At 73.3% G+C, this 24,940-nt stretch carries 23 protein-coding genes and 1 pseudogene; 8 read left to right on the top strand and 16 right to left on the bottom strand.

Features of this window, described 5'->3' with window-relative positions:
• Positions 1-12: 12 nt before the first annotated feature.
• Together AC07DO_RS30420 and AC07DO_RS30425 are read right to left on the bottom strand one after the other, a co-directional pair.
• On the bottom strand, positions 13-924 hold the full coding sequence (locus tag AC07DO_RS30420) for a DMT family transporter (RefSeq protein ID WP_479063930.1): 912 nt from the start codon (positions 922-924) through the stop codon (positions 13-15).
• Positions 921-1,718, bottom strand: a complete 798-nt coding sequence (locus AC07DO_RS30425; RefSeq protein ID WP_479063932.1) for a phosphatase PAP2 family protein — start codon at positions 1,716-1,718, stop codon at positions 921-923. Before AC07DO_RS30425 ends, AC07DO_RS30420 begins: the two co-directional genes overlap by 4 nt.
• A 160-nt stretch (positions 1,719-1,878) precedes the next feature.
• On the opposite strand from AC07DO_RS30425, the gene AC07DO_RS30430 reads away from it, so the two are divergent.
• Positions 1,879-2,463, top strand: coding sequence for a TetR/AcrR family transcriptional regulator (locus AC07DO_RS30430; protein ID WP_479063934.1), 585 nt, complete (start codon positions 1,879-1,881; stop codon positions 2,461-2,463).
• A gap of 150 nt (positions 2,464-2,613) precedes the next feature.
• Here AC07DO_RS30430 and AC07DO_RS30435 read toward each other — a convergent pair whose 3' ends face one another.
• From AC07DO_RS30435 to AC07DO_RS30450, 4 genes are all read right to left on the bottom strand, one after another.
• A complete protein-coding gene (locus AC07DO_RS30435) occupies positions 2,614-3,615 on the bottom strand; it encodes a DUF2510 domain-containing protein (protein WP_479063935.1) in 1,002 nt (333 codons plus the stop codon).
• A gap of 76 nt (positions 3,616-3,691) precedes the next feature.
• Positions 3,692-4,876 carry an anhydro-N-acetylmuramic acid kinase gene (locus AC07DO_RS30440; RefSeq protein WP_479063936.1) on the bottom strand — a complete coding sequence of 395 codons (1,185 nt, stop codon included), beginning with the start codon at positions 4,874-4,876 and terminating at the stop codon, positions 3,692-3,694.
• A gap of 490 nt (positions 4,877-5,366) precedes the next feature.
• Positions 5,367-6,353, bottom strand: coding sequence for an acyl-CoA dehydrogenase family protein (locus AC07DO_RS30445; protein WP_479063937.1), 987 nt, complete (start codon positions 6,351-6,353; stop codon positions 5,367-5,369).
• Positions 6,353-7,615, bottom strand: a complete 1,263-nt coding sequence (locus AC07DO_RS30450; RefSeq protein ID WP_479063939.1) for an acyl-CoA dehydrogenase family protein — start codon at positions 7,613-7,615, stop codon at positions 6,353-6,355. Before AC07DO_RS30450 ends, AC07DO_RS30445 begins: the two co-directional genes overlap by 1 nt.
• Positions 7,616-7,713: 98 nt before the next feature.
• Between AC07DO_RS30450 and AC07DO_RS30455 the strand changes: the two genes are divergently transcribed.
• From AC07DO_RS30455 to AC07DO_RS30470, 4 genes are all read left to right on the top strand, one after another.
• Entirely contained in the window at positions 7,714-8,508 is a 795-nt protein-coding gene (locus AC07DO_RS30455) for an SDR family oxidoreductase (protein ID WP_479063941.1), read from the top strand.
• Positions 8,509-8,523: 15 nt separating this feature from the next.
• Complete coding sequence (locus AC07DO_RS30460; protein ID WP_479063943.1) at positions 8,524-9,168, top strand: TetR/AcrR family transcriptional regulator; 645 nt, start codon at positions 8,524-8,526, stop codon at positions 9,166-9,168.
• A gap of 49 nt (positions 9,169-9,217) precedes the next feature.
• Positions 9,218-10,375 (top strand): acetyl-CoA C-acetyltransferase, encoded by a 1,158-nt coding sequence (locus AC07DO_RS30465; protein ID WP_479063945.1) that lies wholly within the window; start codon positions 9,218-9,220, stop codon positions 10,373-10,375.
• A 149-nt stretch (positions 10,376-10,524) separates the two neighbouring features.
• A complete protein-coding gene (locus tag AC07DO_RS30470) occupies positions 10,525-13,173 on the top strand; it encodes an ATP-binding protein (RefSeq protein ID WP_479063947.1) in 2,649 nt (882 codons plus the stop codon).
• A gap of 75 nt (positions 13,174-13,248) precedes the next feature.
• Here the strand turns inward: AC07DO_RS30470 and AC07DO_RS30475 are convergent, their stop codons facing one another.
• Genes AC07DO_RS30475 through AC07DO_RS30490 form a run of 4 tightly spaced genes read right to left on the bottom strand, consistent with a single transcriptional unit; the run spans position 13,249 to position 16,824 of the window.
• A complete protein-coding gene (locus tag AC07DO_RS30475) occupies positions 13,249-14,409 on the bottom strand; it encodes an NAD(P)H-dependent flavin oxidoreductase (protein ID WP_479064211.1) in 1,161 nt (386 codons plus the stop codon).
• 8 nt (positions 14,410-14,417) lie between these two features.
• Positions 14,418-15,191, bottom strand: coding sequence for a CoA-transferase subunit beta (locus tag AC07DO_RS30480; protein WP_479063949.1), 774 nt, complete (start codon positions 15,189-15,191; stop codon positions 14,418-14,420).
• A complete protein-coding gene (locus tag AC07DO_RS30485) occupies positions 15,188-16,042 on the bottom strand; it encodes a CoA transferase subunit A (RefSeq protein ID WP_479064213.1) in 855 nt (284 codons plus the stop codon). Before AC07DO_RS30485 ends, AC07DO_RS30480 begins: the two co-directional genes overlap by 4 nt.
• 11 nt (positions 16,043-16,053) lie before the next feature.
• Entirely contained in the window at positions 16,054-16,824 is a 771-nt protein-coding gene (locus AC07DO_RS30490; RefSeq protein ID WP_479063951.1) for an enoyl-CoA hydratase family protein, read from the bottom strand.
• 68 nt (positions 16,825-16,892) lie between these two features.
• Here AC07DO_RS30490 and AC07DO_RS30495 point away from each other — a divergent pair, with 68 nt between their 5' ends.
• The 3 genes from AC07DO_RS30495 (at position 16,893) to AC07DO_RS30505 (ending at position 19,883) form a co-directional block, all read left to right on the top strand.
• Positions 16,893-17,657, top strand: coding sequence for an SDR family oxidoreductase (locus AC07DO_RS30495; protein ID WP_479063953.1), 765 nt, complete (start codon positions 16,893-16,895; stop codon positions 17,655-17,657).
• Between the two features lie 43 nt (positions 17,658-17,700).
• Positions 17,701-18,651, top strand: a complete 951-nt coding sequence (locus tag AC07DO_RS30500; RefSeq protein WP_479063955.1) for an SDR family oxidoreductase — start codon at positions 17,701-17,703, stop codon at positions 18,649-18,651.
• A gap of 479 nt (positions 18,652-19,130) precedes the next feature.
• On the top strand, positions 19,131-19,883 hold the full coding sequence (locus AC07DO_RS30505) for a type 1 glutamine amidotransferase (protein WP_479063960.1): 753 nt from the start codon (positions 19,131-19,133) through the stop codon (positions 19,881-19,883).
• A gap of 14 nt (positions 19,884-19,897) precedes the next feature.
• On the opposite strand, the pseudogene pcaD reads toward AC07DO_RS30505, so the two are convergent.
• The 6 genes and pseudogenes from pcaD to AC07DO_RS30535 form a co-directional block, all read right to left on the bottom strand.
• Positions 19,898-20,677 (bottom strand): annotated as a pseudogene (gene pcaD, locus AC07DO_RS30510) (3-oxoadipate enol-lactonase); the annotation flags it as partial.
• Between the two features lie 208 nt (positions 20,678-20,885).
• Entirely contained in the window at positions 20,886-22,208 is a 1,323-nt protein-coding gene (gene pcaB / locus AC07DO_RS30515) for a 3-carboxy-cis,cis-muconate cycloisomerase (protein WP_479063963.1), read from the bottom strand.
• Complete coding sequence (gene pcaG / locus AC07DO_RS30520) at positions 22,205-22,771, bottom strand: protocatechuate 3,4-dioxygenase subunit alpha (RefSeq protein WP_479063965.1); 567 nt, start codon at positions 22,769-22,771, stop codon at positions 22,205-22,207. The genes pcaB and pcaG overlap by 4 nt, the downstream gene beginning before the upstream one ends.
• Positions 22,771-23,484, bottom strand: coding sequence for a protocatechuate 3,4-dioxygenase subunit beta (gene pcaH, locus AC07DO_RS30525; protein ID WP_479063966.1), 714 nt, complete (start codon positions 23,482-23,484; stop codon positions 22,771-22,773). The genes pcaG and pcaH overlap by 1 nt, the downstream gene beginning before the upstream one ends.
• A complete protein-coding gene (locus tag AC07DO_RS30530; protein WP_479063968.1) occupies positions 23,481-24,164 on the bottom strand; it encodes a CoA transferase subunit B in 684 nt (227 codons plus the stop codon). The genes pcaH and AC07DO_RS30530 overlap by 4 nt, the downstream gene beginning before the upstream one ends.
• Positions 24,164-24,919 carry a CoA transferase subunit A gene (locus tag AC07DO_RS30535; protein ID WP_479063969.1) on the bottom strand — a complete coding sequence of 252 codons (756 nt, stop codon included), beginning with the start codon at positions 24,917-24,919 and terminating at the stop codon, positions 24,164-24,166. The genes AC07DO_RS30530 and AC07DO_RS30535 overlap by 1 nt, the downstream gene beginning before the upstream one ends.
• Positions 24,920-24,940: the final 21 nt, after the last annotated feature.

Raw genomic sequence — 24,940 nt, forward strand, 5'->3', positions numbered from 1 at the left:
CGGGAGCAGGGCTCAGGACCGCGAGAGCCGAAGCCTCGCGGGCTCCATCGGCTGGCCGGGGACCGTCGGCAGGAACTCCGCCGCGGGCTCGGGCGCCGGCGCACGCGGCGACCGCGTCAGCACCAAGACGCCGTACGCCGCCACCGCCGCGCCCGCCACCGCGAGGAGGATGCCGCCGAACCCGCCCTGGAGCCGCTCGCCGAGCAGCGCCACACCGATGACGGAGGCCGCCATGGGGTTGGCGAGCGTGACCACGGCGAGCGGCGCGCCGAGGCCGCCGCGGTAGGCGGTCTGCGAGAGCAGCAGGCCTCCCGCGGCGAGCGCCGCGACCAGCACCGCCACGATCACCACCTGCGGGCTGAAGACCGGTCCCGACCGGTCCGTGACGGCGACCGTCACCGTCTGCGTGAGCGCCGACGCGACCCCGGAGGCGAAGCCGGACGCTGTCGCGTGCCGCAGTCCGGGCCGTGTGCCTGGCCGGGAGAGCACCCCGATGACCGCCATCGTCGCGGCGGCCACGACCAGGGCCTCCGGCACCGTCAGCGTGTCGTCCGGCGCCGGTCCCGAGGCGGTCAGGAGCAGTGCGCCGAGGCCGATGAGCGTGAGCCCCGTCCCGCGCCACTCAAGACGCGTGACCCGGCGGCCCGCCAGCCGCGCGCCGAGCGGCACCGCGGCGACCAGGGTGAGGGCGCCGAGCGGCTGGACCAGGGTGAGCGGACCGTACTTGAGCGCCGCCACGTGCAGCAGCGCCGCGGAGGCGTTGAGCCCGACGGAGGACCACCAGACGCCGCTGCCGAGCATCCGCAGGACCCCGCTCTCGCCGTCGTGGACGCGCGAGGCGAGCCGCTCCTGTGCCACCGCCGCGGCGGCGTACGCGACCGCGGAGACGAGCGAGAGGGCGACGGCGAGCAGTGTGGCGCTCATCGGCCGGCCCCCGAGGAGATCAGCCCGTGCGACGGCGCGGGCACCGAACGGCGCACGACCAGCGAGCGGCCGGGGCGGGGCAGCCGGATCACCGCGAGCGCGATGCCGAGGAGCGCGGTCGCCGCGATCGCGTCGAGCCAGTAGTGATTGGCGGTGCCCACCACCACGAGCAGGGTCAGCAGGGGGTGCAGCGGCCACAGCCACCGCCACCGCGACGACGTGGCGACGATCATGCCGACGGCGAGCATCAGGGCCCAGCCGAAGTGCAGGGACGGCATGGCGGCGAACTGGTTCGCCATCGTGTCGGTCGCGGGCTTGGCGGCGTACACCGAGGGTCCGTACACCTGCGCCGTGTCCACGAGGTGCGCGGCGTCCAGCATGCGCGGGGGAGCCAGCGGGAAGCCGAGGTGCAGGACGAGCGCGGCCGCGGTGAGCGCGGCGAGCACGCGTCGCGTCCACACGTAGTGCCGCGGCCGGCGCAGGTACAGCCAGACCAGGAACAGCAGGGTCGCGGGGAAGTGCACGGTCGCGTAGTACGTGTTCGCGACGTGGATCAGCGTGTCGCTGCTGAGCAGGGCGTCCTGCACGGCGCCCTCGCCGGGTAGGCGCAGCGTGCGCTCGGCGTCCCACACGCGGTGCGCGTTGTGGAAGGCCTCGCCGGTGTGCCCGTTGGCGAGCTGCCTGCCGAATTTGTAGACGAGGAAGAGTCCTACGACGAGGAGGAGCTCGCGGACGAGGGGCGGTCGGACCTGTATGTCCGGCTCCCGTTCGGCAGGCTCGGTTCGGGATTCCATCCCCCGGCCCCTTTGCGTGACGACTGGGTAGTGCGGTGCTGAGCGAGGGATCGCCCCACTCATCGATACGCCAGTGTACCGATACGGAGGCGTACCGGTACACTGGCGTATCGAAAGGTGCCGGCCGCACGGCCCGGCCGCCGTACTCGGGAGAAGAGTCATGACGTCGACGTCGAACCGCTCGAAGATCACGCCGGAGCGTGAGCAGGAGTTCTACGACGCCGTCCTCGACCAGCTCCGCCAGTGCGGGTACGAGGCGCTGACCATGGAAGGCGTGGCCGCCCGCACCCGGTGCAGCAAGTCCACGCTCTACCGCCAGTGGAAGACCAAGCCCCAGTTCGTCGCCGCCGCACTGCGCGCCAACCGCTGTGTGCGGTTCGCGGGCATCGACACCGGCAGCCTCGCCGGGGACCTGCGGGAGGCGGCACGCGCGGCCGGCGAGCAGTCGGGCCGCGACACGATGCTGGTCCAGGCGCTCAGCCACGCGGTCCTTCAGGACGAGGATCTTCAGCGGGTGCTGCGCGAGACGCTGGTCGAGCCGGAGCTGCGGGCCATGGCCGCGATCATCCGGCGCGGGGTGGAGCGTGGCGAGATCGCCGAGGGGCACCCGGCGGTGGAATTCCTCACGGTGCAGCTGTTCGGCGTGCTGCGGGCCCGCCCCATTCTGGAGGGGGCGTACGCCGACGAGGAGTACGTGACCCGTTTCGTGGAGGCCTGTGTGCTCCCCGCACTCGGCCTCACCTGATCGTGGGCCCGGATCCGTTGGATGACGGGAACCGGGCCCGCCCGCGCCGCACCGTGGGGACGGGGGCGGCGCGCACCCCCGGGCCGGGCGGTGTTCCTCCTGAGCGGCGAGGAACCCGCCCGGCCCTGCTGTGTGCGGTGTGACCCGGACTTATACGTCCTGGCCGTTGCCGCCGCCGCTCTCGCCGGCCGGTCCTGCCTTGATGCCCTTCGCGATCTCGTCCATGGAGGACTGCGACGGGGCCTTGTCGTTGACGTCGATGCCCATGCGGACGATGACGATCTTCGACTTGTCGGCGGGGGAGGGGAAGGCGAGCGATTCGACGTAGCCGTCGTCGCTCTTCTCCGTGACGGCCTTCCAGCGGACGTAGTAGCCCTTCTGGCCCGCCACGGTGATGGACTCGGAGGCCAGCACCTTGTGCGAGGTGATCTTGCCGTACGTCTTGCCGCCGTAGCCCTGAGCGGCGTTCTTCTTGATGTCGGCCTTGGCCGCCGCCTCCGGCGTCTCCTCGTCGATCTTCAGCTGCTCGGCCGACTGCGAGAAGGCGCTGCCGCGGGTGCACTGCTCACTGGTGTTGCCGGGGCAGGGGATCGGGTCCGTCTGCACCCCGGCGCCGTACTGCGTGCTGCCGCCCTTCCAGCCGTCCGGCACGGGGATCTTGATGCCGTTCACCACGTCACTGGCGAAGCCCGGGTCCTGCTCCGGGTCCTGCGGGTCGGGTGCGCCCGGGGAACGGGGGGCCTCCGGGGAGTCCGGGTTCTGCGGGTCCTGAGGTTCCTGCGGGGCGCCGGCCGACGGTTCCTTCACCGTCGAGCCACCGCCGTCACTGTCGTCGTCGGAGGTGAGGGCGTACACGCCCCCGCCTATGCCGGCGAGGACGACGAGCACGACGCCCGCGGCTATCGCCACGCGCAGCTTGCGGCGCGGGGCGGGCGACGGGGCCTGGCCGGGGTACGCCGGGGCTTGTCCGGGGTACGCCGGGGCTTGTCCGGGATACGCCGGGAAGGCCGTCTGTGTGGGATCGGCCGCGGTGCCGGCGGCGGCGCGCACCTGGTCCGTCCACACGGTCCCGTCCCACCAGCGCTCGGTGGGAGGACCGTCGGCGGTCCGGCCGGGGTCGGGGTACCAGCCCGGGGGAGTCATCTGGGTCATGCCGGTCAGCGTATGAGCCCCGCGTGAAAGGCGGATGAGAGGGGCCGCACAATTCGGCCCGCTCTGCCGTTGTTCGCTACCGGCCCGCGTCCTCATGCCCGTTGACGACGAGCCGCACCGGCCCCTGAGCCCCCTCCGCCACCCGCGGCCACCGCGTCCCGCGCCGCCCCGGAGTGATCGAACCGAGCACGCTCGCGTGCCGGGCGCCCGTGCTCGCCGGGACGGTGCCCGGCAGGCCGTGCAGGGTCAGGAAGCCGAGTACGGCGAAGGCGTACGCCTCCTTCGCGGCGGACGGCAGCCCGAGCTCGCCGGACGTGCGCAGCGGCAGCCCCTCGCCCAACTCCGCCCGCAGGAACTTCATCAGCACCGGGTTCAGGGTCCCGCCCCCGGAGGCGATGACTTCGGACGCCCCCACCGAGCGGACGGCGTCGGCGACCGTGCGGGCGGTGAGGCGGGTGAGCGTGGCGACGACGTCCTCGGTGGGCAGCGCCTCGTACCCCTTCAACGCCGAACGCAGGTACGGCAGGTGGAAGAGTTCCTTGCCCGTCGTCTTCGGTGCGGGCAGCGTGTAGTAGGGCTCGTCCAGGAGCCGGACGAGGAGGCCCTCGTCGACCGTGCCCTGCGCGGCGAGCTCGCCGTCCAGGTCGTAGGCGAGGCGGCCGCCCGTCGCCTCGTGCACGGCCGCGTCCACCAGGGCGTTGGCGGGGCCGGTGTCGAAGGCGGTGCCGTCGGCGGCGGTGATGTTAGCGATGCCGCCGAGGTTCAGCGCGGCGGGGGTGCCGGGCCTGCCGCGCAGCCACATCCGGTCCACCAGGCTGACCAGGGGTGCTCCCTGACCGCCCGCCGCGATGTCGCGGGGGCGGAAGTCGGAGACCACCGGCAGGCCGGTCGCCTCGGCGATCCACGCGGGCTGACCGATCTGCAGCGTGCCGTGCACCTGACCGCCCTCCACCCAGTGGAAGACGGTCTGCCCGTGCGAGGCGACCAGCTCGGCCCGTCCGTCGCACAGTTCGCGGTCCGCCTCGACCGCGGCGGCGGCGAACGCCCGCCCGATGTCCGTGTCCAGGCGGCAGACATCGGCGAGGGTGGTCGCGGCGGGCGGCAGCGCGGCGCCGAGCGCGGCGCGCAGCCCTTCGTCGTAGCCCCGGGTGATCAGCCCGAGGGGGGTCAGCACCAGACGGTCGCCGTCGAGCGTCAGATCGGCGGCTGCCGCGTCGATCGCGTCGTACGAGGTCCCTGACATGAGCCCGATCACGCGCACGTGGGGCCTCCTTCTCGGTCGGCTCACCAATGCGCTTGATCATCGCATCCCGCGGGCCGCGGGCGACTCGTGTTCCCGGAAACGAGGCACAGCTGCGGGGGTGCGCGGCAACACGTTCCAGGCGCGCGGTGGGCGCCTGCCCCTTCCGTACCTCCGGATCCCTTTCGGGCGCGCCTCCTGCGGGGGTGCGTCGCTCGCGGGCGGTGGGCGCCTGCCCCTTCCGTACCTCCGGATCCCTTTCGGGCGCCCCTTCCGCGGGGGTGCGTCGCTCGCGGGCGGTGGGCGCCTGCCCCTTCCGCACCTTCGGATCCCTTTCGGGCGCCCCTTCCGCGGGGGTGCGTCGCTCGCGGGCGGTGGGCACCTGTTCCTTCCGCACCTTCGGATCCCTTTCGGGCGCCCCTTCCGCGGGGGTGCGTCGCTCGCGGGCGGTGGGCGCCTGCCCCTTCCGCACCTCCGGATCCCCTTCGGGCGCCCCTTCCGCGGGGATGTGTCACTCGCGCGCCGCGAGCACCCGCCCCCTCCACACCCCCGGGTCCCCCCAGGCGCCCCGGAGCGCCCGCGCTTTCGTGAGCCACAGGGAGAGGTCGAACTCCGCCGTGTACCCGATCGCGCCGTGCAGCTGGAGCGCGGCGCGTGCCGCTCCGTACGCGGACTCCGCCGCCGTCACCTTGGCCGCGGCGACGTCGCACGGCGCCATCGTCGTCGCGGCGCCGAACACCAGCGGACGCGCGAACTCCAGGCGCACCAGCACATCCGCGAGCCGGTGCTTGACGGCCTGGAACGCCCCTATCGGGGACCCGAACTGGGCCCGCTGCTTGGCGTACGCGACGGTCCGCTCGAGCAGGGCGAGGCCGACGCCCAGCGACTGGGCGGCCGTGGCGAGCGCCGCCCAGGCCGTCGCGTGCCGCGCCGCCGCGGTGACGGCGGGACCCGAGGCGAGCAGTTCGCCGCCCGGCAACGGCGCGGCGAGGCGCCGGGCGGGGTCCAGGGAGCGGCGCACGCGCGCGTGCCCGGGGGCGAGCCGCAGCTCCCCGTCGGCCGCGGTCAGGATCAGGTCGGCCGCGTCCGCGTCCAGAGCGAGTGGCCCGCCCTGCGGCAGCGTCAGCGTCGCGGTCGACGCGCCCGAGGCCAGGGCGGGCAGGAGGCGCTTGGCCGGTTCCCGTTCGCCCTCATCGGCGAGACGGGCGAGGAGCGCGGCCGCCGTCACCGTCTCGACGACCGGCCCCGGCACGGCGTGCCGCCCCACCTCCAGGAAGGCGACGGCCGTCTCCACGGAGAGCGGACCCAGTCCTTCGTACTCCCGGGGAACGGGCAGCGCGAAGACGCCCGCTTCCGCGAGCCGCCCCCACACGGCCCGCCCCGGCGCGTGCTCGCCGACACCCCACGCGCGCGTGGCCGCCACCGTGTCGGCCGCCGTCAGCATCGCGGCCAGGGAGCGCGCGAACTCCCGCTGCTCGTCGTCGAGGAGGAACCTCATCAGCGGCGTCCCTTCGGCAGGCCGAGCAGCCGCTCGGCGATGATGTCCCGCTGGATCTCGTTCGTGCCCGCGTAGATGGGGCCGGCGAGCGAGAACACGTACCCCTCCGCCCAGTCGGCGCCCTCCGCGGGTGAGCCGTCCAGCAACTCGCCGTCGGGCCCGTGCAGATCGAGCGCCGTCTCGTGCAGCGCGATGTCGTACTCCGACCAGAAGACCTTGTTGAGGCTGGACTCGGCGCCGATCGTCTCGCCCGCCGCGAACCGTGAGGTGTTCGCCCAGGTGAACAACTCGTAGGCACGCGCCCCTATGACGGCGTCGGCGACCCGGTCGCGCAGCGCCGTGTCGGCCGGGTCGGCCCGCGTCCGCCACTGCCGGGCCAGCCGGTCCGCGGCGGCGAGGAAGCGGCCGGGGGAGCGCAGCGTCAGGCCCCGTTCGTTGCCCGTGGCCGACATGGCGATCCGCCAGCCCTGCCCCGGCTCGCCGATCACGTCCTCGTCCGGCACGAAGACGTCGTCCAGGAAGAGCTCGGCGAACGCGGGCTTGCCGTCCAGGCGGCCGACGGGGCGGACCGTCACGCCGTCCGCGTCGAGCGGGAACATCAGGTAGGTCAGGCCCCGGTGCGGCTTGCCCCGGCGTGCCGAGTCCTGGGGTGACGTGTCCCGGCGTGCCGAGTCCTGGGATCCCGTGTCCTGGTGCGCCGTGTCCTGGTGCGCCGTGTCCCGGCCGGCCTCGGACGGTTCGCTGCGGAACAGGCCGAACGCGCGGTCGGCGAACGCGGCCCGCGACGACCACGTCTTCTGGCCGCTGATCAGCCAACCACCGTCCGTGCTCCGGGCCGTGGAGCGCAGGGACGCGAGGTCGGAGCCCGATTCCGGCTCCGACCACGCCTGCGCCCAGATCACCTCACCCGTCGCCATGGCGGGCAGCACCCGGGCGCGCTGCTCCTCGGTGCCGAAGTCGAAGAGGGTGGGCGCGAGGAGGTTGATGCCGTTCTGGGAGACCCGTCCTGGCGCGCCCGCCGCGTAGTACTCCTCCTCGAACACCAGCCACTTGACGATGTCGACGCCCTGCCCGCCGTACTCCTCCGGCCACGACACCACCGACCAGCGGTCGGCCGCGAGCGTGCGCTCCCACTCCCGGTGGGCCGCGAAACCTTCCCTTGTCTCCAGCGAGGGCAGTGGCGCGGCGGGCACGTGCGCGGCGAGCCACGCGCGCGCCCGCTGCCTGAACTCCCTCTCCCCGGCGGTGAAGTCCAGGTCCATCGGCGGCCACCCCTTCGGCTCCTCGGTCTTCCCTAACAAGTGTTTGGTAGATTACCTTGAAGGGTGTCGAGGAGTCGAGAGCCGGAATCGGAGAGCCCATGGACGCGCCCGCGTACGTTCCCGCGCACGACCTCCTCGCGGACCGCACCGCCGTGATCACGGCAGCCGCCGGGGCGGGCATCGGCGGCGCCACCGCGCGCCGCTTCCTGGAGGAGGGCGCGCGCGTCGTCATCGGCGACGCCCACGCGGTCCGGACGAAGCAGTCGGTGGCGGCGCTCGCCGAGGAGTTCGGCGCCGACCGGATCGACGGCATCCCGTGCGACGTCACCGACGCGGCCCGGATCGAGGCCCTGTTCGACCTCGCCGAGCGGCGCCACGGGCCCCTGGACATCGTGGTGAACAACGCGGGGCTCGGCGGAACCGCCGAGCTCACCGAGATGACCGACGAGCAGTGGGACAAGGTCGTCGACGTCACGCTGAACGGCACCTTCCGCTCCACCCGCGAGGCCTTGCGCCGTATGAGAGGCACCGCGCGGGGAGGTGAGCGGGGTGGTGTCATCGTGAACAACGCGTCGGTGCTCGGCTGGCGCGCCCAGGCGGGCCAGGCGCACTACGCCGCGGCGAAGGCCGGCGTCATGGCCCTCACCCGGTGCGCCGCCCTCGAAGCGGCCCCCCACGGCATCCGGGTCAACGCGGTCTCGCCGAGCCTCGCCATGCACCCCCACCTCGCGAAGGTCACCTCGCCCGAACTCCTGGAAGAGCTCACCGCGCGGGAGGCGTTCGGGCGGTACGCCGAGCCCTGGGAGATAGCCAACGTCATCGTCTTTTTGGCCAGTGGCTACTCCTCGTACATGACGGGGGAGACGGTCTCGGTCAGCAGCCAGCACGCCTAGGCGGAGAATGAGCGTGTGCCGAATCCGAAGAACAGCGCCGGTGAAAAACCCGCGACCAAGAAGAAGCCCCAGGTGAGCCCCTCGCCCGAGCGGCGCCGCGAACTGCTCGCCATCGCCGCCGACGTCTTCGCCGAGCAGGGCTACAACGCGACCACGGTCCGCAAGATCGCGGACGCCGCCGGCATGCTCGCCGGCAGCCTCTACTACCACTTCGACTCCAAGGAGTCGATGCTCGAGGAGATCCTCCGCACCTTCCTCACCGAGCTGTGGGACGGGTACGACACCGTGCTCCAGGCCCAGCTCGACCCCCGCGCCACGCTCGAAGCCCTCGTCACCGAGTCCTTCCGCGAGATCGACCGGCACCGCGCCGCCGTCGCGATCTACCAGAAGGAGTCCAGGCACCTCGTCGCCCAGCAGCGCTTCCAGTACCTGTCGGACTCGCAGCAGCGCTTCGAGAAGGCCTGGCTGACGACGCTGGAGCGCGGGGTCGCGGAAGGCGTCTTCCGCGACGACCTGGACGTCCGCCTCGCCTACCGGTTCGTGCGCGACACCGTCTGGGTCGCCGCGTCCTGGTACCGCCCCGGCGGAGGTCACAGCCCCGAGGAGATCGCCCGCCAGTACCTGTCGATGGTCCTGGACGGCATCTCCGTACGTACGTAGCAAACGAGTCGTCGCTCGCACGGCGCCCACGACCGAGGAGTACGCAGTCATGGCCGAGGCCTACATCGTCGAAGCGGTCCGCACGCCCGTCGGCAGGCGCAAGGGCGGGCTTTCCGAGGTCCACCCCGCCGACCTCGGAGCCCACGTCCTGCGCGCGGTCGTCGAGCGCACCGGCGTCGACCCCGCCGCCGTCGAGGACGTCGTCTTCGGCTGCCTCGACACGGTAGGACCGCAGGCCGGAGACATCGCCCGCACCAGCTGGCTGGCGGCCGGACTCCCCGAAGAGGTGCCCGGCGTCACTGTCGACCGGCAGTGCGGATCGTCCCAGCAGGCCGTGCACTTCGCCGCGCAGGGCGTCCTGTCCGGTACCCAGGACCTCGTCGTCGCGGGCGGCACCCAGAACATGTCGATGATCCCGATCGCCTTCGCCTCCCGGCAGGCCGCCGAGCCCCTCGGCCTGACCCAAGGGCCCTTCGCGGGCAGTGAGGGCTGGCGCGCCCGCTACGGCGACCGGCCCGTGAACCAGTTCCACGGCGCCCAGCTGATCGCCGAGAAATGGGGGATATCCCGCCGCGACATGGAGGAGTTCGCGCTCCGCTCGCACCGGCGCGCCGTCCGCGCCATCGACGAGGGCCGCTTCGACCGCGAAATCGTCCCCTACGGAACCGTCACCACCGACGAGGGCCCGCGGCGCGACACGAGCCTGGAGAAGATGGCGGGTCTCGAGCCCGTCCTCGACGGCGGCACGATCACCGCTGCCTGCTCCTCGCAGGTCTCCGACGGCGCCGCGGCGATGCTCATCGCGAGCGAACGGGGCGTGAGGGAACACGGATTGACGCCCCGCGCCCGCGTCCACCACCTCTCCGTGCGCGGCGAGGACCCCATCCGCATGCTCTCCGCGCCCATCCCCGCCACCGCGCACGCCCTGAAGAAGACCGGCATGACCATCGCCGACATCGACCTCGTGGAGATCAACGAGGCGTTCGCGCCCGTCGCCCTCGCCTGGCTCCGGGAGACCGGCGCCGACCCGCAGAAGGTCAACGTCAACGGCGGCGCGATCGCCCTCGGCCACCCCCTCGGTGCCACCGGCGTCAAATTGATGACGACCCTCCTGCACGAACTGGAGCGCACCGGAGGGCGGTTCGGCCTCCAGACCATGTGCGAAGGCGGCGGGCAGGCCAACGTGACCATCGTCGAACGCCTGTGAAGACCCCGAAGGCGCCCACGGGCCGTCCCCGGAGCGGCTTCTTCCTCACTCCTTGCGGGAGTACCTGCCCGGACCGCTCTCCAACACGGCCCCGACCCGGCTAGTCTCGACTTCTGTACGTCGATTGAGCGACCCCGGGAGGTAGCGCGATGACGCAGGGACGGCCCGGAGGAGCCGCCTGGGCCCCGCTGTGGGAGCGCGACGTCGAACTCGCCGCCGTGGCCCGGGCCGTCGACGATCTCTGTGCGGAATCCACGGCCGCGGGCGGCCTGCTCGCCTTCTGCGGCGAAGCCGGCATCGGCAAGACGGCGCTCCTCGCCGAAGTGCGCCGCATGGTCGGGGACCGTGCCACGGTCTGGTCGGCGCGCGGCGGCGAGACGGTCACCTCCGTCCCCTTCAACGTCGTACGGCAACTGCTGCAGCCCGCACTCGTCCAACTCGGCCCCGACGAGGCACGCGAGTACTTCGGCGACTGCTACGACATCGCGGGCCCCGCACTCGGCATAGCCGAGCCCGGCGGGCGCCAGGCCGACCCGCAGGGCGTCTGCGACGGCCTCGTCGAAGCGGTCTCCCGGCTCTCGCGGCTCCACTGGCCCCTCGTCCTCCTCATCGACGACGCCCACTGGGCCGACCAGGAAACCCTGCACTGGCTGGCCACGTTCGCCCAGCGCCTGGACGAACTGCCCGTGCTCGTCGTGGTCGCCCGCAGGCCCGGCGAGGCCGAGGGCGACAGCGCACGCCACCTCGCGACGGTCGCCACCGAGGCCCGCTCCTTCACCACGCTGCGCGCCCTCACCCCGGAGGCCGCCGCGGGCCTGACCCGCGCCACGCTCGGCGAGCATGCCGACGCACCCTTCTGCCGCGAGGTCTGGGCCGTCACCGGCGGCAACCCGTACGAATCCGTCGAGCTCCTCGCCAAGGTGCAGGACAGCGAACTCGAACCCGTCGAGGGCTCCGCCGACGAACTGCGCGCCCTCAACCGTACGGCCCGCGGCCGCGGCCTCGTCGCCCGCCTCGAAGGGCTCGGCACCGACGCCACCCGCTTCGCCTGGGCCGCCGCCATCCTCGGCAGCGCCATCTCCCTCGACCTGGCCGCCTCACTCGCCGGCATGACGCACGACAGCGCCGAACGCTGCGCCGAGCGCCTCTGCACGGCACGCATCCTGGTCAGCGGCGACGAAGGCCTGGAGTTCGTCCACCCGCTGATCGCCGGCACCGTCTACCGCTCCATCCCGGCAGCCACCCGCACCGCGATGCACGGCGTGGCCGCCGCGGTCATCACCCACGACGGCAGGGGCGCCGCGGCCGCCTCCCCGCACCTCCTCGAAGTCCACCCGGACGACGACCCCGACCTCGTCGAGCAGCTGCGCGAGGCCGCCGCCGAACACCTCGCCGTCGGCGCACCCGACGCGGCACGCCGCTGCCTGGAACGGGCCCTGCGCGAGCCGCCGCTGCCCGACATCCACGCGCGCGTGCTCTACGAACTCGGCTGCGCCACCATGCTGACCTCGCCCGCCACCACCATCAGGCACCTGCGCGAGGCCCTCACCATGCCCGGCCTCGACCAGGACCTGCGCGTCGACGCCGTCTGCCGCCTGTCCCAGGCGTTCGTCCACAACGACCAGCTGGAAGAGGGCCTGCGCGCCATCGCCGACGAGGCGAGCCGGCTCGAACAGGGTCCCGCGCGGCTGCGCCTGCAAGCGGTGCACTACATGTGGGAGGGCATCCACGCGGGCGAGGAGGACTCGCCCGCACGCTCCAAGCGGCTCGCCAGGCTCGCAGGTCCTCTCGCGGGCCGCGACAACGCCGAACGCGCCCTGCTGATCCTGCGCGCCTTCGACGCCATGACCCGCGGTGAGAGCGCCGAACTGGTCGTCGAGCTCTGCGACCGTGCCCTCGTCAACGGCCGCCTCGCGCCCGGCCTCGGCTGGACCGACCCGGAGTGGAGCTTCGAGCTCCGCCTGATGCTCGGCGGGTCGTACGCCTTCTCGGACCGCCTCGACCGCGCGGAGAGCCTCTTCACCGAGGCCGTCAGGGCCTACGAGACCGCCGGGTGGAGCGGCGGACACCTCGCCCTGTCGCACGCCTTCCTCGGCTACGTGTACCGCAGGCGCGGCCGTCTGACGGACGCCGAACGGTCGCTGCGCGAGAGCCTGCGCCTGGCCGACCGCGTCGGCCAGGGCCTGCCCATGCACTGGGAGGCCGCCAGCATGCTCATCGACACGCTGCTGGCGCGCGGCCACGTCACGGAGGCGGGCGCCGTCGCCGACCAGTACGGCTTCGCGCCGCCCTCCGCCTCCACGATCTACGTGCCCGACGCGCCGTCCGTGCGCGGCCGCCTCCTGCTCGCCCTCGGGCGCACGAAGGACGGCCTCGACGAACTCGAGGCCACGGCAAAGGCGTTGACCGCGCGCGGCCAGTACAACACCGTCCTCGCTCCGTGGGCGTACGACCTCGCCCGTGCGCTGGCCCACGAGGACCCCGAGCGCGCGGCGCACCTCGTCGCGGACGCGCGCAGGCAGGCCGAGCGGTTCGGCACGGACACCGCGATCGGGGAGGCGCTGCGGTGCGCGGCGGCTCTGGAGACGGGACCGCGCTCGGTCGCCCTGTACCGCCAGGCGGCCTCGTACCTGGAAGCCTCACCCTGCGCGTACGAACATGCGGTCGCCCGTGTCGAGTACGGCATCGCGGCGGATTCCGTGCAGGAGCTGGAGCGCGGCCTGACTCTCGCACGGACGTGCGGGGCGGATGGTCTCGTGGACCGGGCGCTGGATCATTTGGGGCTGGTGCGGAGGTGAGCGTGGTGCTGAGCGGTTCATCCTGTGCGGGGGGCCGGGGGCGCCGCCTCGGGGCGCTGCCCCGGACCCCGGTCCTCAATCGCCGGACAGGCTGAACTCGGGCTGCGGTCCTCGATCGTCGGGCGGTCTGAATTCGGGTTCCGGTCCTCGATCGTCGGGCGGGCCGAGGCCTGTCCCCCGACGGTTCCGGGACGGACTCGGCAGGCGGGCAAGGACGTCGTCCGCCTCCCGCATGACCCGGTCCACCAGCTCCGCGCACGACGGCAGGTCGTCTATCAAGCCCGTTACCTGGCCGGAGGCCATCACGCCCGCCTCGGGGCGTCCGTCCACCATCGCCGACCTGAGCATCATGGGCGTGTTCGCCGCCAGGAGCACCTGGCTCCACGTCAGGTCCTTGCCGTGCCGCATCGCGAGGCCGTCGCGCGCCATCCGGCGCCAGCTCATGCCGGACATCCTCCGGAACGCCGCCGCGTGCCGCACCGCACGCGTCAGCGACGCGACCCTGCCCGACTTCTCCAGGCCCGCCACCAGCTCCGTGCGCAGCATCCGGTGAGGGAGGCCGTCCACGCGCGTCGTGACGGTGACGTCCTTGACGGAGGCCGCGAGGTAGCGGGCCTTGACGGTGTCCGGCACCGTCGAGTCCGACGTGAGCAGGAAACGCGTGCCCATGGCCACGCCCGCCGCTCCGTAGGCGAGGGCGGCGACCAGACCGCGTCCGTCGTAGAAACCACCCGCCGCGATCACCGGGATGTCCACCGCGTCGACGACCTGCGGAAGCAGCACCGTGGTGGCGACCTCGCCCGTGTGACCGCCGCCCTCGCCGCCCTGCACGACGACCGCGTCCGCGCCCCACGCGGCGACCTTCTCGGCGTGCCGTCGCGCGCCGATCGACGGGACGACCACCACGCCCGCGTCCTTGAGCTCGGCGATGAGCTCCCTGGAGGGTGCGAGGGCGAACGACGCGACCCGGACCCCCTCGTCGACGATGACCCGGACACGGTCCCGCGCGTCGCCCGCGTCGGCCCGCAGATTGACCCCGAAGGGCGCTTGGGTGCGGGACTTGACCTCGCGGACGGCCGCCCGCAGCTGGTCGACCGTCATGGTCGCGGAGGCCAGGATGCCGAGCGCCCCGGCGTTCGCGGTCGCGGAGACCAGACGGGGGCCCGCCACCCAGCCCATGCCGGTCTGGACGATCGGGTGCCGTACGCCGACCAGGTCCGTCAGCGCGGTCCTCAGGGTGGGTGTCACGCGAGCACCTCGCGGTCGCGCAGACCCCGCGGGTCCACGACGTCACGGATCAGCCGCAGCTCCTCGGCGGTCGGCTCACGGGTGGCCGGGACGCCGGCGTCCGGCACGGACAGGGCGAACCCGGTGGCCTCGCGCACCTGGTCGAGGGTCACGCCCGGGTGCAGGGACACCAGGCGCATCGCGTGGCCGGGCGCCCCGAAGTCGAAGACGCCGAGGTCGGAGACGACACGGCGAAGGTCGTGGAAGCGGGTCGCGGAGGGCCCGGCGGCGGCCGCGCTGTCGTATCCGACGCCGCTGATCATGTCGACCTTCTCGACGAACACGCGCGTGGAGTGCCTGGGGACCCAGTAACTCACGGGATTGTTGAGCGTGTTGACCGGGGCGCCGCGCACGCCGAGCAGCTGGCGCCTGGGCCGGGACCAGTCGCCGATGCACGAGATGTTCTGGTTGCCGAAGCGGTCGATCTGGCTCGCGCCCATCATCACGTGCCGCTTGCCGCCCATGACCATCGTCAGGTGCTTGCGGTACGGCAGCCATCCCTCGGTCACCGCCGACGCCCCGCCGACCGCGGGGACGTCGCCGATGAGCAGGGCCTCGCCGTCCGTGAGCAGCAGGTCCGGGGAGAAGGTCAGCTTGGCGAGTCGGGCCGCGACCGACGGGACCGTGCCCATGGGGGAGGCGAGGATCTCGCCGTCGCCACGCCAGGCCTCGGCGCAGGCGATCACGCAGTACTCGGCACGGGTGACGGGATCGGGGGCGGGCCGTGTCATCGCTGCTCCTTGTGCCAGGCCCGGACGGCCAGTCGGTAGTCCCGTTCGGTTCCGGTCCGGGGGAGGAAGCGGGCTCGGAAGGCGTCCCAGGCGTCCGGGTCGGCCGCCGCCGTCGCGTAGGCCTTCTGGAACGGCTCGTCGCGGCCGTAGTCCGGCACGCAGGACGTGAAGTGCGCGCCGCCCGGCGTCTCGGTCACACCCGTCACCGCGTGCCGGGACACCAGCATCGTCTGGGGTGCCGCGTGGGCGGTGAGCTCGGTGGAGTCGACGATGCGCTCGCAGGAGACGTACGCGGTGTCGGCGGCCTCGCAGAACAGGTCGTCGAAGTAGGGGTCGGGGCCCAGGTACTGTCCGTTGCCGAAGCGGTCCGCGCGGTTCAGGTGGACCAGGGCCGCGTCCATGCGCAGGGCGGGCACGGCGACGAGCTCCTCCCCGTCCTCGTACGGCGAAGTGACGGTGCGCAGGTGCCGGTTGACGCGCGGGACGTCGGAGCCGAGTCCCGCGCGGATCGGCAGGAACGGCAGCCGCTGGACGCCCGCGGTGAGGCCCTGCATGAACATCGCCTCGTCGAGCTCGACGAGTTCGAAGGCGCCACGCTCGCGTGCCGCCCGGAAATGCGGCTCCAGGGGGATCGAGTCGAGGGTCGTGAAGGCGGTGACCAGGGTGCGGATCCGGCCGACCGCGGCGAGCAGGCCGATGTCCGGGCCGCCGTACGAGACGACGGTCAGGTCCGTGACGTCGGACCGCAGCAGCGCGCGCACCAGCGCCATCGGTTTGCGGCGCGAGCCCCAGCCTCCGATGCCGAGTGTCATGCCGCTGTCCAGGCGCCCCACGATGTCGTCGGGAGTCATTGTCTTGTCGGTCACGCCCTGCCCTCCCTCTGCTGCCCGGAATCCTGCTGCCCGAAGTCGTCGCGGATGCGGTCGGCGAGGCCGCTGAGGTTCGCCTCGAAGGTGAAGCCCTGCTCGAAGCGGTAGCTGCGGTGCACGTCGACGGGGTCGATGCCGTTGATCGCGGCCTTCGCGAAGCGCAGCAGCGTGCCGTCCTTGCGGGCGATCTCGCGCGCCAGTTCCAGCGCGGCGTCCCGCAGTTCGGCGCGGGGGACGACCCGCCACACGGAGCCGTGTGCGTGCAAGTCGGCGGCGGTCGCGGTCCGCGAGGTGTAGTACAGGGCACGCATCAGGTGCTGCGGGACGAGGCGGGCCAGGTGCGTGGCCGCGCCGAGCGCGCCCCGGTCCAGCTCGGGCAGGCCGAAGATGGCGTCCTCGCTCGCCACGATCGCGTCCGCGTTCCCCACGAGGCCTATCCCGCCGCCCAGGCAGAAGCCGTGCACCGCCGCCACGACGGGCACCTCGCACTCGTACACCGCCGAAAACGCTTCGTAGCACCCCCGGTTGGCGCCGATCAGCGCGGTGTGTCCGGTGTCGCGCTGTATCTCCTTGATGTCCACGCCCGCGTTGAATCCCCGGCCCTCGGCGGTGAGCACGACGCAGCGGGTCCGGGGGTCGCGGCCCGCGGCGCGGACCGCGTCCGCCAGGTCGTACCAACCCCGCACCGGCAGGGCGTTCACGGGCGGATAGTCGACAGTGACGACGGCGGTGCCCTTGTCCGGGGCGGAGGTGGAGACAGACATCGGACGATCCGCTACCTTTCAATCGCACGCCTTCAACCAAACATTTGTTAGTTGGAAAGGTAGCAGCGATGACTGACACACGACAGGTGGTCGTCGTGACCGGCGGCACCCGCGGCGTCGGTGCCGGAATCGCCCGGAGCTTCCTCGCCGCCGGGGCGCGCGTCGTGATCTGCGCCCGCAGGCCGCCGGACACACCCGTCGAAGAGGCGGGCGAGACCGCCGAGTTCAGGCCGCTCGACCTGCGTGACGCGGCGGCGGCCGGCGTCTTCTTCGCCGAAGTGGCGGCGGCGTACGGGAGGGTGGACGGCCTGGTGAACAACGCGGGCGGCACGCCGTACGGCCTGCTCGCCGCATGCTCCCCGGCTCGCCAGGCGAAGATCATCGAACTGAACCTGCTCGCTCCGCTCCACGCCTCGCTGTCAGCCTACGAAGTGATGCGCCATCAGGAGACCGGGGGCAGCATCACCATGATCGGCAGCGTCAGCGGGACGCGCCCCTCGCCCGGCAGCGCCGCCTACGGCGCGGCCAAGGCGGGACTGGAGAACCTCGCGGGGACCATGGCGGTCGAATGGGGGCCGGCCGTGCGCGTCAACACGGTGGTCCTCGGCCTCGCCCGCACGGAGAGCGCGGCGCTCCATTACGGCGACGAAAAGGGCATCGCCGAGGTCGCCCGCACCGTCCCGCTGGGCCGCCTCGCCGACCCCTCCGACGTCGGCGACGCCTGCGTCTTCCTCGCCTCCGACCGCGCCCGGTACATCAGCGGTGCGGCGCTCCGCCTGCACGGCGGCGGCGAACGTCCCGCGTTCCTGGCGGCGGCGTCGGTCAACCACTGAGCGCCCGAGTCACCCGTATCCACGCACTCCAGGGAGTCATGTCATGACAGCAGCCACATCGGTCGGCCGATCCGGGCTCTGCGAAGGCCGCGTCGTCATCGTCACGGGCGCCGGACGCGGGCTGGGCCGGGCGCACGCGCGCGCGTACGCGGCCGAGGGCGCCCGGGTCGTCGTCAACGACCTCGGCGTGGCGGCGGACGGGTCGGCGGCAGCAGCCGGGGACGCGGACGGCCCCGCCCACGAGGTCGTCGAGGAGATACGGGCGGCGGGCGGCGACGCCGTCGCGCACGGCGGCGACATCGCGACCTCCGAAGGCGCCGCCTCACTGATACGGACCGCACTCGACACATACGGCCGCCTCGACACCCTCGTCAACAACGCGGGCTTCCTCCGTGACCGGATGCTGGTCAACCTCGACGAGGACGCCTGGGACGCGGTGATGCGCGTCCACCTCAAGGGGCACTTCCTGCCCCTCAAGCACGCGGGGGCACACTGGCGCGCCGAGGCGAAGGCGGGACGCACCCCGCACGCGTGCGTGGTCAACACCAGCTCCGGAGCGGGCCTTCTGGGCAGCGTCGGGCAGGGCAACTACAGCGCGGCGAAGGCCGGAATCCTGGGCCTGACCCTGGTGGCCGCCGCCGAACTCGGTGCCTACGGAGTGCGCGTCAACGCCATCGCGCCCGCCGCCCGCACCCGCATGACGGAGCAGACCTTCGCCGCCACGATGGCCGCCCCGGAGGAGGACGGCGCTTTCGACGCGATGGCTCCGGAGAACGTGTCCCCCCTCGTCGTCTGGCTCGGCTCCACCGCCTCCGCGGGAGTCACCGGCCGCGTCTTCGAGGCCGAGGCGGGCCGCATCACGGTCATGGAGGGCTGGCGCCCGGGCCCGACCGCGGACAAGGGGGCCCGCTGGACCCCGGCACAGGCGGGCGACGCGACGCTGAAACTCCTCGCTGAGGCGGAGGCACCGGGGGCGGTGTACGGGGCGCGTTAAGGGGGTGCGGGAGCCGGGGCTCGCCCGCTGACGATGACGCGGACAGGAGCTGCGGTGAACGAGGCGGCACAGCTGATCGACGCCCTGTCCGGGCTCGCCTCGCCGTTCTTCGCGGCGGTGCCCGACGGTCAGAAGCGTCTCGCTGAAGCGCACGCTCCGTCCGGGGACCGCCGGCCCCTCCACGAGCCGGGCGGCCCGGACGAGCCTGCGTCCCGCGTGCCCCGACGGGTTCCCGGGTGGACGACAGGCCCGCGAACAACGCCTGCGAACGGCCCCGTTGCGTGCCCTCGGTAGGACGAGATCCTCGCGGCGGGCGACGACGGCGTCATCACGTCGCGGGGACCGAAGGGGCTGACGGGGTCGTGCGGAACACTTTGCAGGGTGGCTGACCAGGCGCGTTAGGCTGTCATGGGCTTCCAGCGAGCTGATCGCGAGGCCGTCCCCCCTACGTGTACGCGCCCGCCTCAGGAGACCGCCCCATGCCCGCCCGCACCGTCCTCATCCTCCAGCACATCGAGGTGGAGAAGCCCGGCCTCATCCTGGACGCGCTGGACGGCAGCGGTCTCGACGTCGACGTACGCATGCTGTTGGACGTCCCCGGGGCTTCGGCGGGCGATCTGCCGGACGTCGACGATCTGGCGGGCCTCGTCGTCATGGGCGGCCCGATGAACGCCGACGATCTGGCGGGCCACCCGGCGCTGAAACTGGAGCGGGACCTGCTGGTCGACGCGGTACGGGCCGGGGTTCCGACGCTGGGCGTGTGCTTGGGGGCCCAGCTCCTCGCCCGCGCCCTGGGCCTGGTCGTCAGGACCGGCGCCGAGCTCGGGCACGGCAGCGAGATCGGCTGGTCCCCGCTGCGCGACGTCGACCGCGACGACCCCGTCATCGGCCCGCTGGCCGACGCGCCCGCCGTACTCCACTGGCACGGCGACCGCATCGTGCCCGGCCCCGGGGCGCAGGTGCTCGCCCGCACCGACACCACCGAGTGCCAGGCGTTCCGGGCCGGCCCCGCGGCCTGGGGGCTCCAGTTCCACCTGGAGGTCACGCCCGACCTCCTCGACGACTGGCTCGCCGAGCCGTCCTTCGTCACCGAGGCGACGGAGGCACTCGGCCCCGACGCGGTGGAGCGGCTGCGCTCCGACGCCCGCGCCGCCGCCCCGGCCCTGCGCCCCTCGGCGGACCGGAGCCTGGCCCACCTCAGGAGCCTCTTCCTGGCCCGCGCCGGGCTCTAGGCAGCCTCAGGCGCCCCCGTACCGGGGCCACCCGTGAAGTGCGCGAGCAGCGCTTCCGTGACCGCTTCCGGTCGCTCCGCGGGTGCCAGGTGCGAGGCGTCCGCGAGCTCCACCAGGGTGGCGTTCGGCACGCCTTCGGCGATCTCCCGCGCGTGGGCGGGCGGCGTCGCCGGATCCTCGTGCCCGGCGACGACCAGCGTCGGCGCGCGGACGGCCGCCAGCGACCCCCGCATGTCGTACCCCGCCAGGGCCTCGCAGCACGCGGCGTAGGCGGCGGGGTCGGCCGACCGGAGGTCCGCCACGAGGCGGGGCGCGGTGAACCCGGGCGTGAACCAGCGGCCGGGCGCGGAGTCCGCAAGCCCGGCCAGCCCCTCGCGGCGTGCCAGCGCGGCCCGTTCCCGCCACGGAGCCTCCCCGCCGAAGTGCGCCGAGGAACAGACCACGGCGAGCCGCGCCACCCGTTCGGGGTGCCGTGCCGCGAGGTGCAGTCCGACGGCGCCGCCGAGCGAGACACCGGCGTACGCGAAGCGGTCGACGCCGAGCGAGTCGGCGAGCGCGAGGACGAGGCCGGCGAGGTCGCCGACCGTCGCGCCGGGTCCGATCAGACGCCCGGGCGACCGGCCGTGGCCGGGCAGGTCCCATCGCACGACCCGGTGGGCCGTGGCGAGCCCGGGGGCGACGGCGTCCCACAGGGCGGTGGAGGTCCCGAGGGCGGGGCCGAGGACGAGCGGGGTGGCGGTGTCGACGCCCTCGACGGTGTGGTGCGGCAGTTTGCTGCTGGGTTCGGTGGTCAACGGTGCTCCGGAGCTGGGTCGGTGCGTGCGGTGAACTGGATGTCTTGCAAGGCGGGCCCTCGGCGTGGACGTCGGCGGGCGTGGGCGAGGAGGGTGGGGTTCCGCAAGCCGGGTTCCGCGAGCGGGTTCCGCGGGCTGGGTTCCTCGGTGCGGGCGTTCGCATGCGTGCGCCCCGCCGCCCTCATCGGCGGACGGCCGCTCGGCGCCGTCAACGCCGCTCCAGCGCCCGGTCCGTGAGTTCGCCCGCGTAGCCGGTGTAGTGCGCCGGGTCCGTGAGCGCGGTGAGGTCGAAGTCCCGGAGGGCGGGCTCCTCGGCGAGGACGGACGCCAGGGTGCGGCCCTCGGCGTGGGCCCGGCTCGCGGAGGTGGTCAGCAGTTCCTTCGCGGCGGCGCTGCCGAGTACAGGCGTGAGGTGCGCCGCCACCCGCTCCGAGGTGATCAACCCGCCCGTGAGGGCCAGGTTCTCGCGCATCGCGTCCGTGTGCACGCGCAGCCCCTCGGCCAGCTCCGCGCCGTTCCTCGCCGCGCCGCCCGTCAGTCGCAGCAGGTCCCGCAGCGGTTCCCACTCGGCGTGCCAGGCGCCCGGGGCGCGTTCGTCCTCGGCGACGAGCGAGGCGTGGAGCGTGGCCGCGAGGCCGGGAGCGCGGCGCGCGGCGGCCGCGATGAGCGTGGCGCGCACGGGATTCGCCTTGTGCGGCATCGCGGAGGAGCCTCCGCCCTCGCCCTCGGAGAGTTCGGCGATCTCCGTGCGGGAGAGGGTGAGCACGTCGGCCGCCGGCTTGCCGTGCGCTCCCGCGGTGAGCGCAAGCGCGGAGGCGAGATCGGCGACGGGGGTGCGGAGTGCGTGCCACGGGAGCACCGGTGCGCACAGCGCCAGTTCACTCGCGAAGGCGGAGACGAGCGCTTCCCCTCCGCGCCCGACCTCCCCCTCCGTTCGGAACGACGCCAACGTGCCCGCCGCGCCGCCCAACTGGGCCGGCAGGCTCGCGCGCACGTCGATCAGGCGGTCCCGTGCGTCCAGGAGCAGCGAGCGCCAGCCGGCCGCCTTGAGGCCGAACGTCGTCGGGACGGCGTGCTGCGTGAGCGTGCGGCCCGGCATGACCGTGTCCCGGTGGTCGGAGGCGAGGCGGGCCAGCGCACGCTCCGTGCGGGCGAGATCCGTCAGGATCAGGTCCAGCGCCCGTGCGGACAGCACCATCAACGCCGAGTCCAGGATGTCCTGGCTGGTCGCCCCCCGGTGCACGTGGGCGGCGGCGTCGGCGGGCACCGCCGCCCGCAACGCCGCCACCAGCGGAATCACCGGATTTCCGCCCTCCCGCGCGCGTGAGGCGATGTCTTCCACGTCGAACAGGCCGACGTCCGCCGCCACGTCCGTCACGGCCGCCGCCACGCCCGGCGGCGCGAGACCCACCGCGGCCCGCGCGCGCACCAACGCGGACTCGGCGGCCAGCAGCGCTGCGAGGAAGGCCCGGTCGGATGTGGCGTCGACCACGGGTGAACCGACGGAGCCCGGAGAGAACAGGCCGCTCATGCGGGCCCGGGCGGGAACTCCAGGAACACCGTCTCGTCCTCTCCCTGGAGACGGATGTCGAACCGGTACGTCCGGGGCGCCTCGCTCCGGGCGACCAGGGTGGCCCGCCGCTCCGGCGGGAGCGAGCCGAGCAGCGCGTCGCCGGGCTCGTCCACCACGTACGCCCGCGTATAGAGGTGGTGCAGCAGACCGCGCGCGAAGACGGCGAGCGAGATGTACGAGACGCCGCCCGGCGGCAGCGTCCGCACGGCCCAGTGTCCGTCCGCGTCGGTCGGTACCCGGCCGAACCCGGTGAACGCGACCCCGTCCCGCCCGACGGACCGCCCCGTCACGGGGTCGTGCCGCAGCGAACCGGGGGCGCCCGCGCGTGAGCCGTCGGGGCCCGGCTGCCAGGTCTCGATCAGGGCGTCGGGCACGGGCTGCCCCTCGCCGTCGAGCACGTATCCGTGCAGCGTGATCGTCTCGGGGTCCCCGTCGGGCGCCACGTCGCCACCACGCGGGAAAGGCAGCGCGTAGCCGTAGAAGGGGCCGACGGTCTGGGAGGGCGTGGGGTAGGGGGCCACTAGTCGTCGCCCTCCTCGAAGAACGTCGCGGACGGTCCGTCCAGGACGATGTCCCAACGGTGGCCGAGCGACCACTCGGGGACGGACAGATCGTGGTCGTACGCGCAGACGAGGCGCTGCCGCGCCGACTCGTCGCCCACCGAGCGCAGGATCGGGTCGTAGGGGAAGAGCGGGTCGCCGGGGAAGTACATCTGCGTCACCAGGCGCTGAGCGAACGCCGTGCCGAAGAGCGAGAAGTGGATGTGGGCCGGACGCCACGCGTTGGCGTGGTTGCGCCAGGGGTAGGCGCCCGGCTTGACGGTCGTGAAGGAGTACGTGCCGTCGTCATCGGTCAGACAGCGGCCGAAACCCGTGAAGTTCGGGTCGAGGGGCGCCGGATGCCGGTCCAGTTGGTGCGCGTACCGGCCCGAGGCGTTGGCCTGCCACAGTTCGACGAGCTGGCCGCGCACGGGGCGCCCTCGGCGGTCGAGGACCCGGCCGCTCACGGTGATGCGCTCGCCCAGCGGCTCGCCCGGATGCTGCCGCGTCAGGTCGCTGTCGAGGGCGGCGACGTCGGTGACTCCGAAGGCCGGACCGCTCAGCTCCACGGCCTCCGGGTCGCGCACCGGGATCAACGGCCGCTTCGGGTGGCGGAGTCGGCTGCTGCGGTACGGCGGGTAGTCGCGGGGCGGGTGGTGTCCGGACTCCGCCCCGGTGGTGGTGAGGGTGGTCATTTCTTGTGGCTCCGTACGACGAAGTGACGTTCTCCGACGGGTCGGCGCAGCGCTGCGTGGACCTCCGCCCCGGTCTTCGACGCGATCTCCCCGGCGGTGACTCCGGGTGCCGTCTCGACCAGCTCGAGGCCGCGCTCCGTCACCTCGAGGACGCCGAGGTCGGTGACGATCCGGTCGACGCAGGCCTTGCCGGTGAGCGGCAGCGTGCACTCCCCGAGGATCTTCGGTGAGCCGTCCTTGGCCGTGTGCGTCATGAGGGCGATGACCGTGCGGGCGCCGTGCACGAGGTCCATCGCCCCGCCGATCCCGGTGACCAGCTTGCCGGGCACCGCCCAGTTGGCGAGGTCCCCGCGCGCGGAGACCTGCATCGCGCCCAGGACGGCGACGTCGATGTGCCCGCCGCGGATCATCCCGAAGGAGAGCGCCGAGTCGAAGAAGGAGGCGCCGGGCAGCACGGTCACGGTCTCCTTGCCCGCGTTGATCAGATCGGGGTCGACCTCCGCCTCGGTGGGGTAGGGGCCCACGCCGAGGATGCCGTTCTCCGACTCCAGGACGACTTCCACGCCCGGCGGCAGATGGCCGGGGATCAGCGTGGGCAGGCCGATGCCGAGGTTCACGTACTGGCCGTCGCGGAGTTCGCGCGCGGCGCGTGCGGCCATCTCCTCGCGGGTCCACGCCATCAGCCCCGCACCGTCCGCTTCTCGATCCGTTTGTCGGCAGCTTGCTCGGGGGCGAGTGGCACCACCCGGCGCACGAAGATCCCGGGCAGGTGCACCGCGTCCGGGTCGATGCCGCCCGGCTCCACCAGCTCCTCGACCTCCGCGACCGTCACGCGTCCCGCCATCGCGGCCAGGGGGTTGAAGTTACGGGCGGACCTGCTGAAGACGAGGTTGCCGTGCCGGTCGCCCCGCGCCGCGCGGACCAGCGCGAAGTCGGTGCGGATCGCGCGCTCCAGGACGTACGGCGTGCCGTCGAACTCCCGGACCTCCTTCGCCGGGGACGCGAGCGCGACCCCGCCGTGCCCGTCGTGACGCAGCGGGAGGCCGCCCTCGGCGACCTGGGTGCCCACCCCGGCCGGCGTGTAGAATGCGGGGATGCCCGCGCCGCCCGCACGCAGCCGCTCGGCGAGCGTGCCCTGCGGAATCAGCTCGACCTCCAGCTCGCCGCCGAGGTACTGCCGCGCGAACTCCTTGTTGGCGCCGATGTAGGAGCCGGTCACGCGAGCGATCCGGCCCGCCGCGAGCAGCACGGAGAGGCCCGAGTCCAGCGCGCCGCAGTTGTTGGACACGACGTGCAGACCGGAGACGCCGGAGGCGTGCAGCGCGCGGATCAGCTCGTTCGGCACACCGCTCAGCCCGAAACCGCCGACCGCGACCGAGACGCCGTCGCGCACGTCGGCCACCGCCTCGGCGGCCGTGGCCACTACTTTGTCCACCCGCACGGCCTCCGTCTCCAG

The sequence above is a fragment of the Streptomyces sp. NPDC045678 genome, assembly GCF_056432085.1.

What these genes read in the sequence shown, in the direction of transcription:
- pcaH (WP_479063966.1), bottom strand. Translation starts at nt 23,484, where the DNA reads ATGACCACCCTCACCACCACCGGGGCGGAGTCCGGACACCACCCGCCC.
- AC07DO_RS30480 (WP_479063949.1), bottom strand. Translation starts at nt 15,191, where the DNA reads ATGACACGGCCCGCCCCCGATCCCGTCACCCGTGCCGAGTACTGCGTG.
- AC07DO_RS30445 (WP_479063937.1), bottom strand. Translation starts at nt 6,353, where the DNA reads ATGAGGTTCCTCCTCGACGACGAGCAGCGGGAGTTCGCGCGCTCCCTG.
- AC07DO_RS30505 (WP_479063960.1), top strand. Translation starts at nt 19,131, where the DNA reads ATGCCCGCCCGCACCGTCCTCATCCTCCAGCACATCGAGGTGGAGAAG.
- AC07DO_RS30470 (WP_479063947.1), top strand. Translation starts at nt 10,525, where the DNA reads ATGACGCAGGGACGGCCCGGAGGAGCCGCCTGGGCCCCGCTGTGGGAG.
- AC07DO_RS30465 (WP_479063945.1), top strand. Translation starts at nt 9,218, where the DNA reads ATGGCCGAGGCCTACATCGTCGAAGCGGTCCGCACGCCCGTCGGCAGG.
- AC07DO_RS30430 (WP_479063934.1), top strand. Translation starts at nt 1,879, where the DNA reads ATGACGTCGACGTCGAACCGCTCGAAGATCACGCCGGAGCGTGAGCAG.
- AC07DO_RS30455 (WP_479063941.1), top strand. Translation starts at nt 7,714, where the DNA reads ATGGACGCGCCCGCGTACGTTCCCGCGCACGACCTCCTCGCGGACCGC.
- AC07DO_RS30500 (WP_479063955.1), top strand. Translation starts at nt 17,701, where the DNA reads ATGACAGCAGCCACATCGGTCGGCCGATCCGGGCTCTGCGAAGGCCGC.
- AC07DO_RS30420 (WP_479063930.1), bottom strand. Translation starts at nt 924, where the DNA reads ATGAGCGCCACACTGCTCGCCGTCGCCCTCTCGCTCGTCTCCGCGGTC.
- AC07DO_RS30490 (WP_479063951.1), bottom strand. Translation starts at nt 16,824, where the DNA reads ATGTCTGTCTCCACCTCCGCCCCGGACAAGGGCACCGCCGTCGTCACT.
- AC07DO_RS30485 (WP_479064213.1), bottom strand. Translation starts at nt 16,042, where the DNA reads ATGACTCCCGACGACATCGTGGGGCGCCTGGACAGCGGCATGACACTC.
- AC07DO_RS30530 (WP_479063968.1), bottom strand. Translation starts at nt 24,164, where the DNA reads ATGGCGTGGACCCGCGAGGAGATGGCCGCACGCGCCGCGCGCGAACTC.
- AC07DO_RS30435 (WP_479063935.1), bottom strand. Translation starts at nt 3,615, where the DNA reads ATGACCCAGATGACTCCCCCGGGCTGGTACCCCGACCCCGGCCGGACC.
- pcaB (WP_479063963.1), bottom strand. Translation starts at nt 22,208, where the DNA reads ATGAGCGGCCTGTTCTCTCCGGGCTCCGTCGGTTCACCCGTGGTCGAC.
- AC07DO_RS30450 (WP_479063939.1), bottom strand. Translation starts at nt 7,615, where the DNA reads ATGGACCTGGACTTCACCGCCGGGGAGAGGGAGTTCAGGCAGCGGGCG.
- AC07DO_RS30495 (WP_479063953.1), top strand. Translation starts at nt 16,893, where the DNA reads ATGACTGACACACGACAGGTGGTCGTCGTGACCGGCGGCACCCGCGGC.
- AC07DO_RS30425 (WP_479063932.1), bottom strand. Translation starts at nt 1,718, where the DNA reads ATGGAATCCCGAACCGAGCCTGCCGAACGGGAGCCGGACATACAGGTC.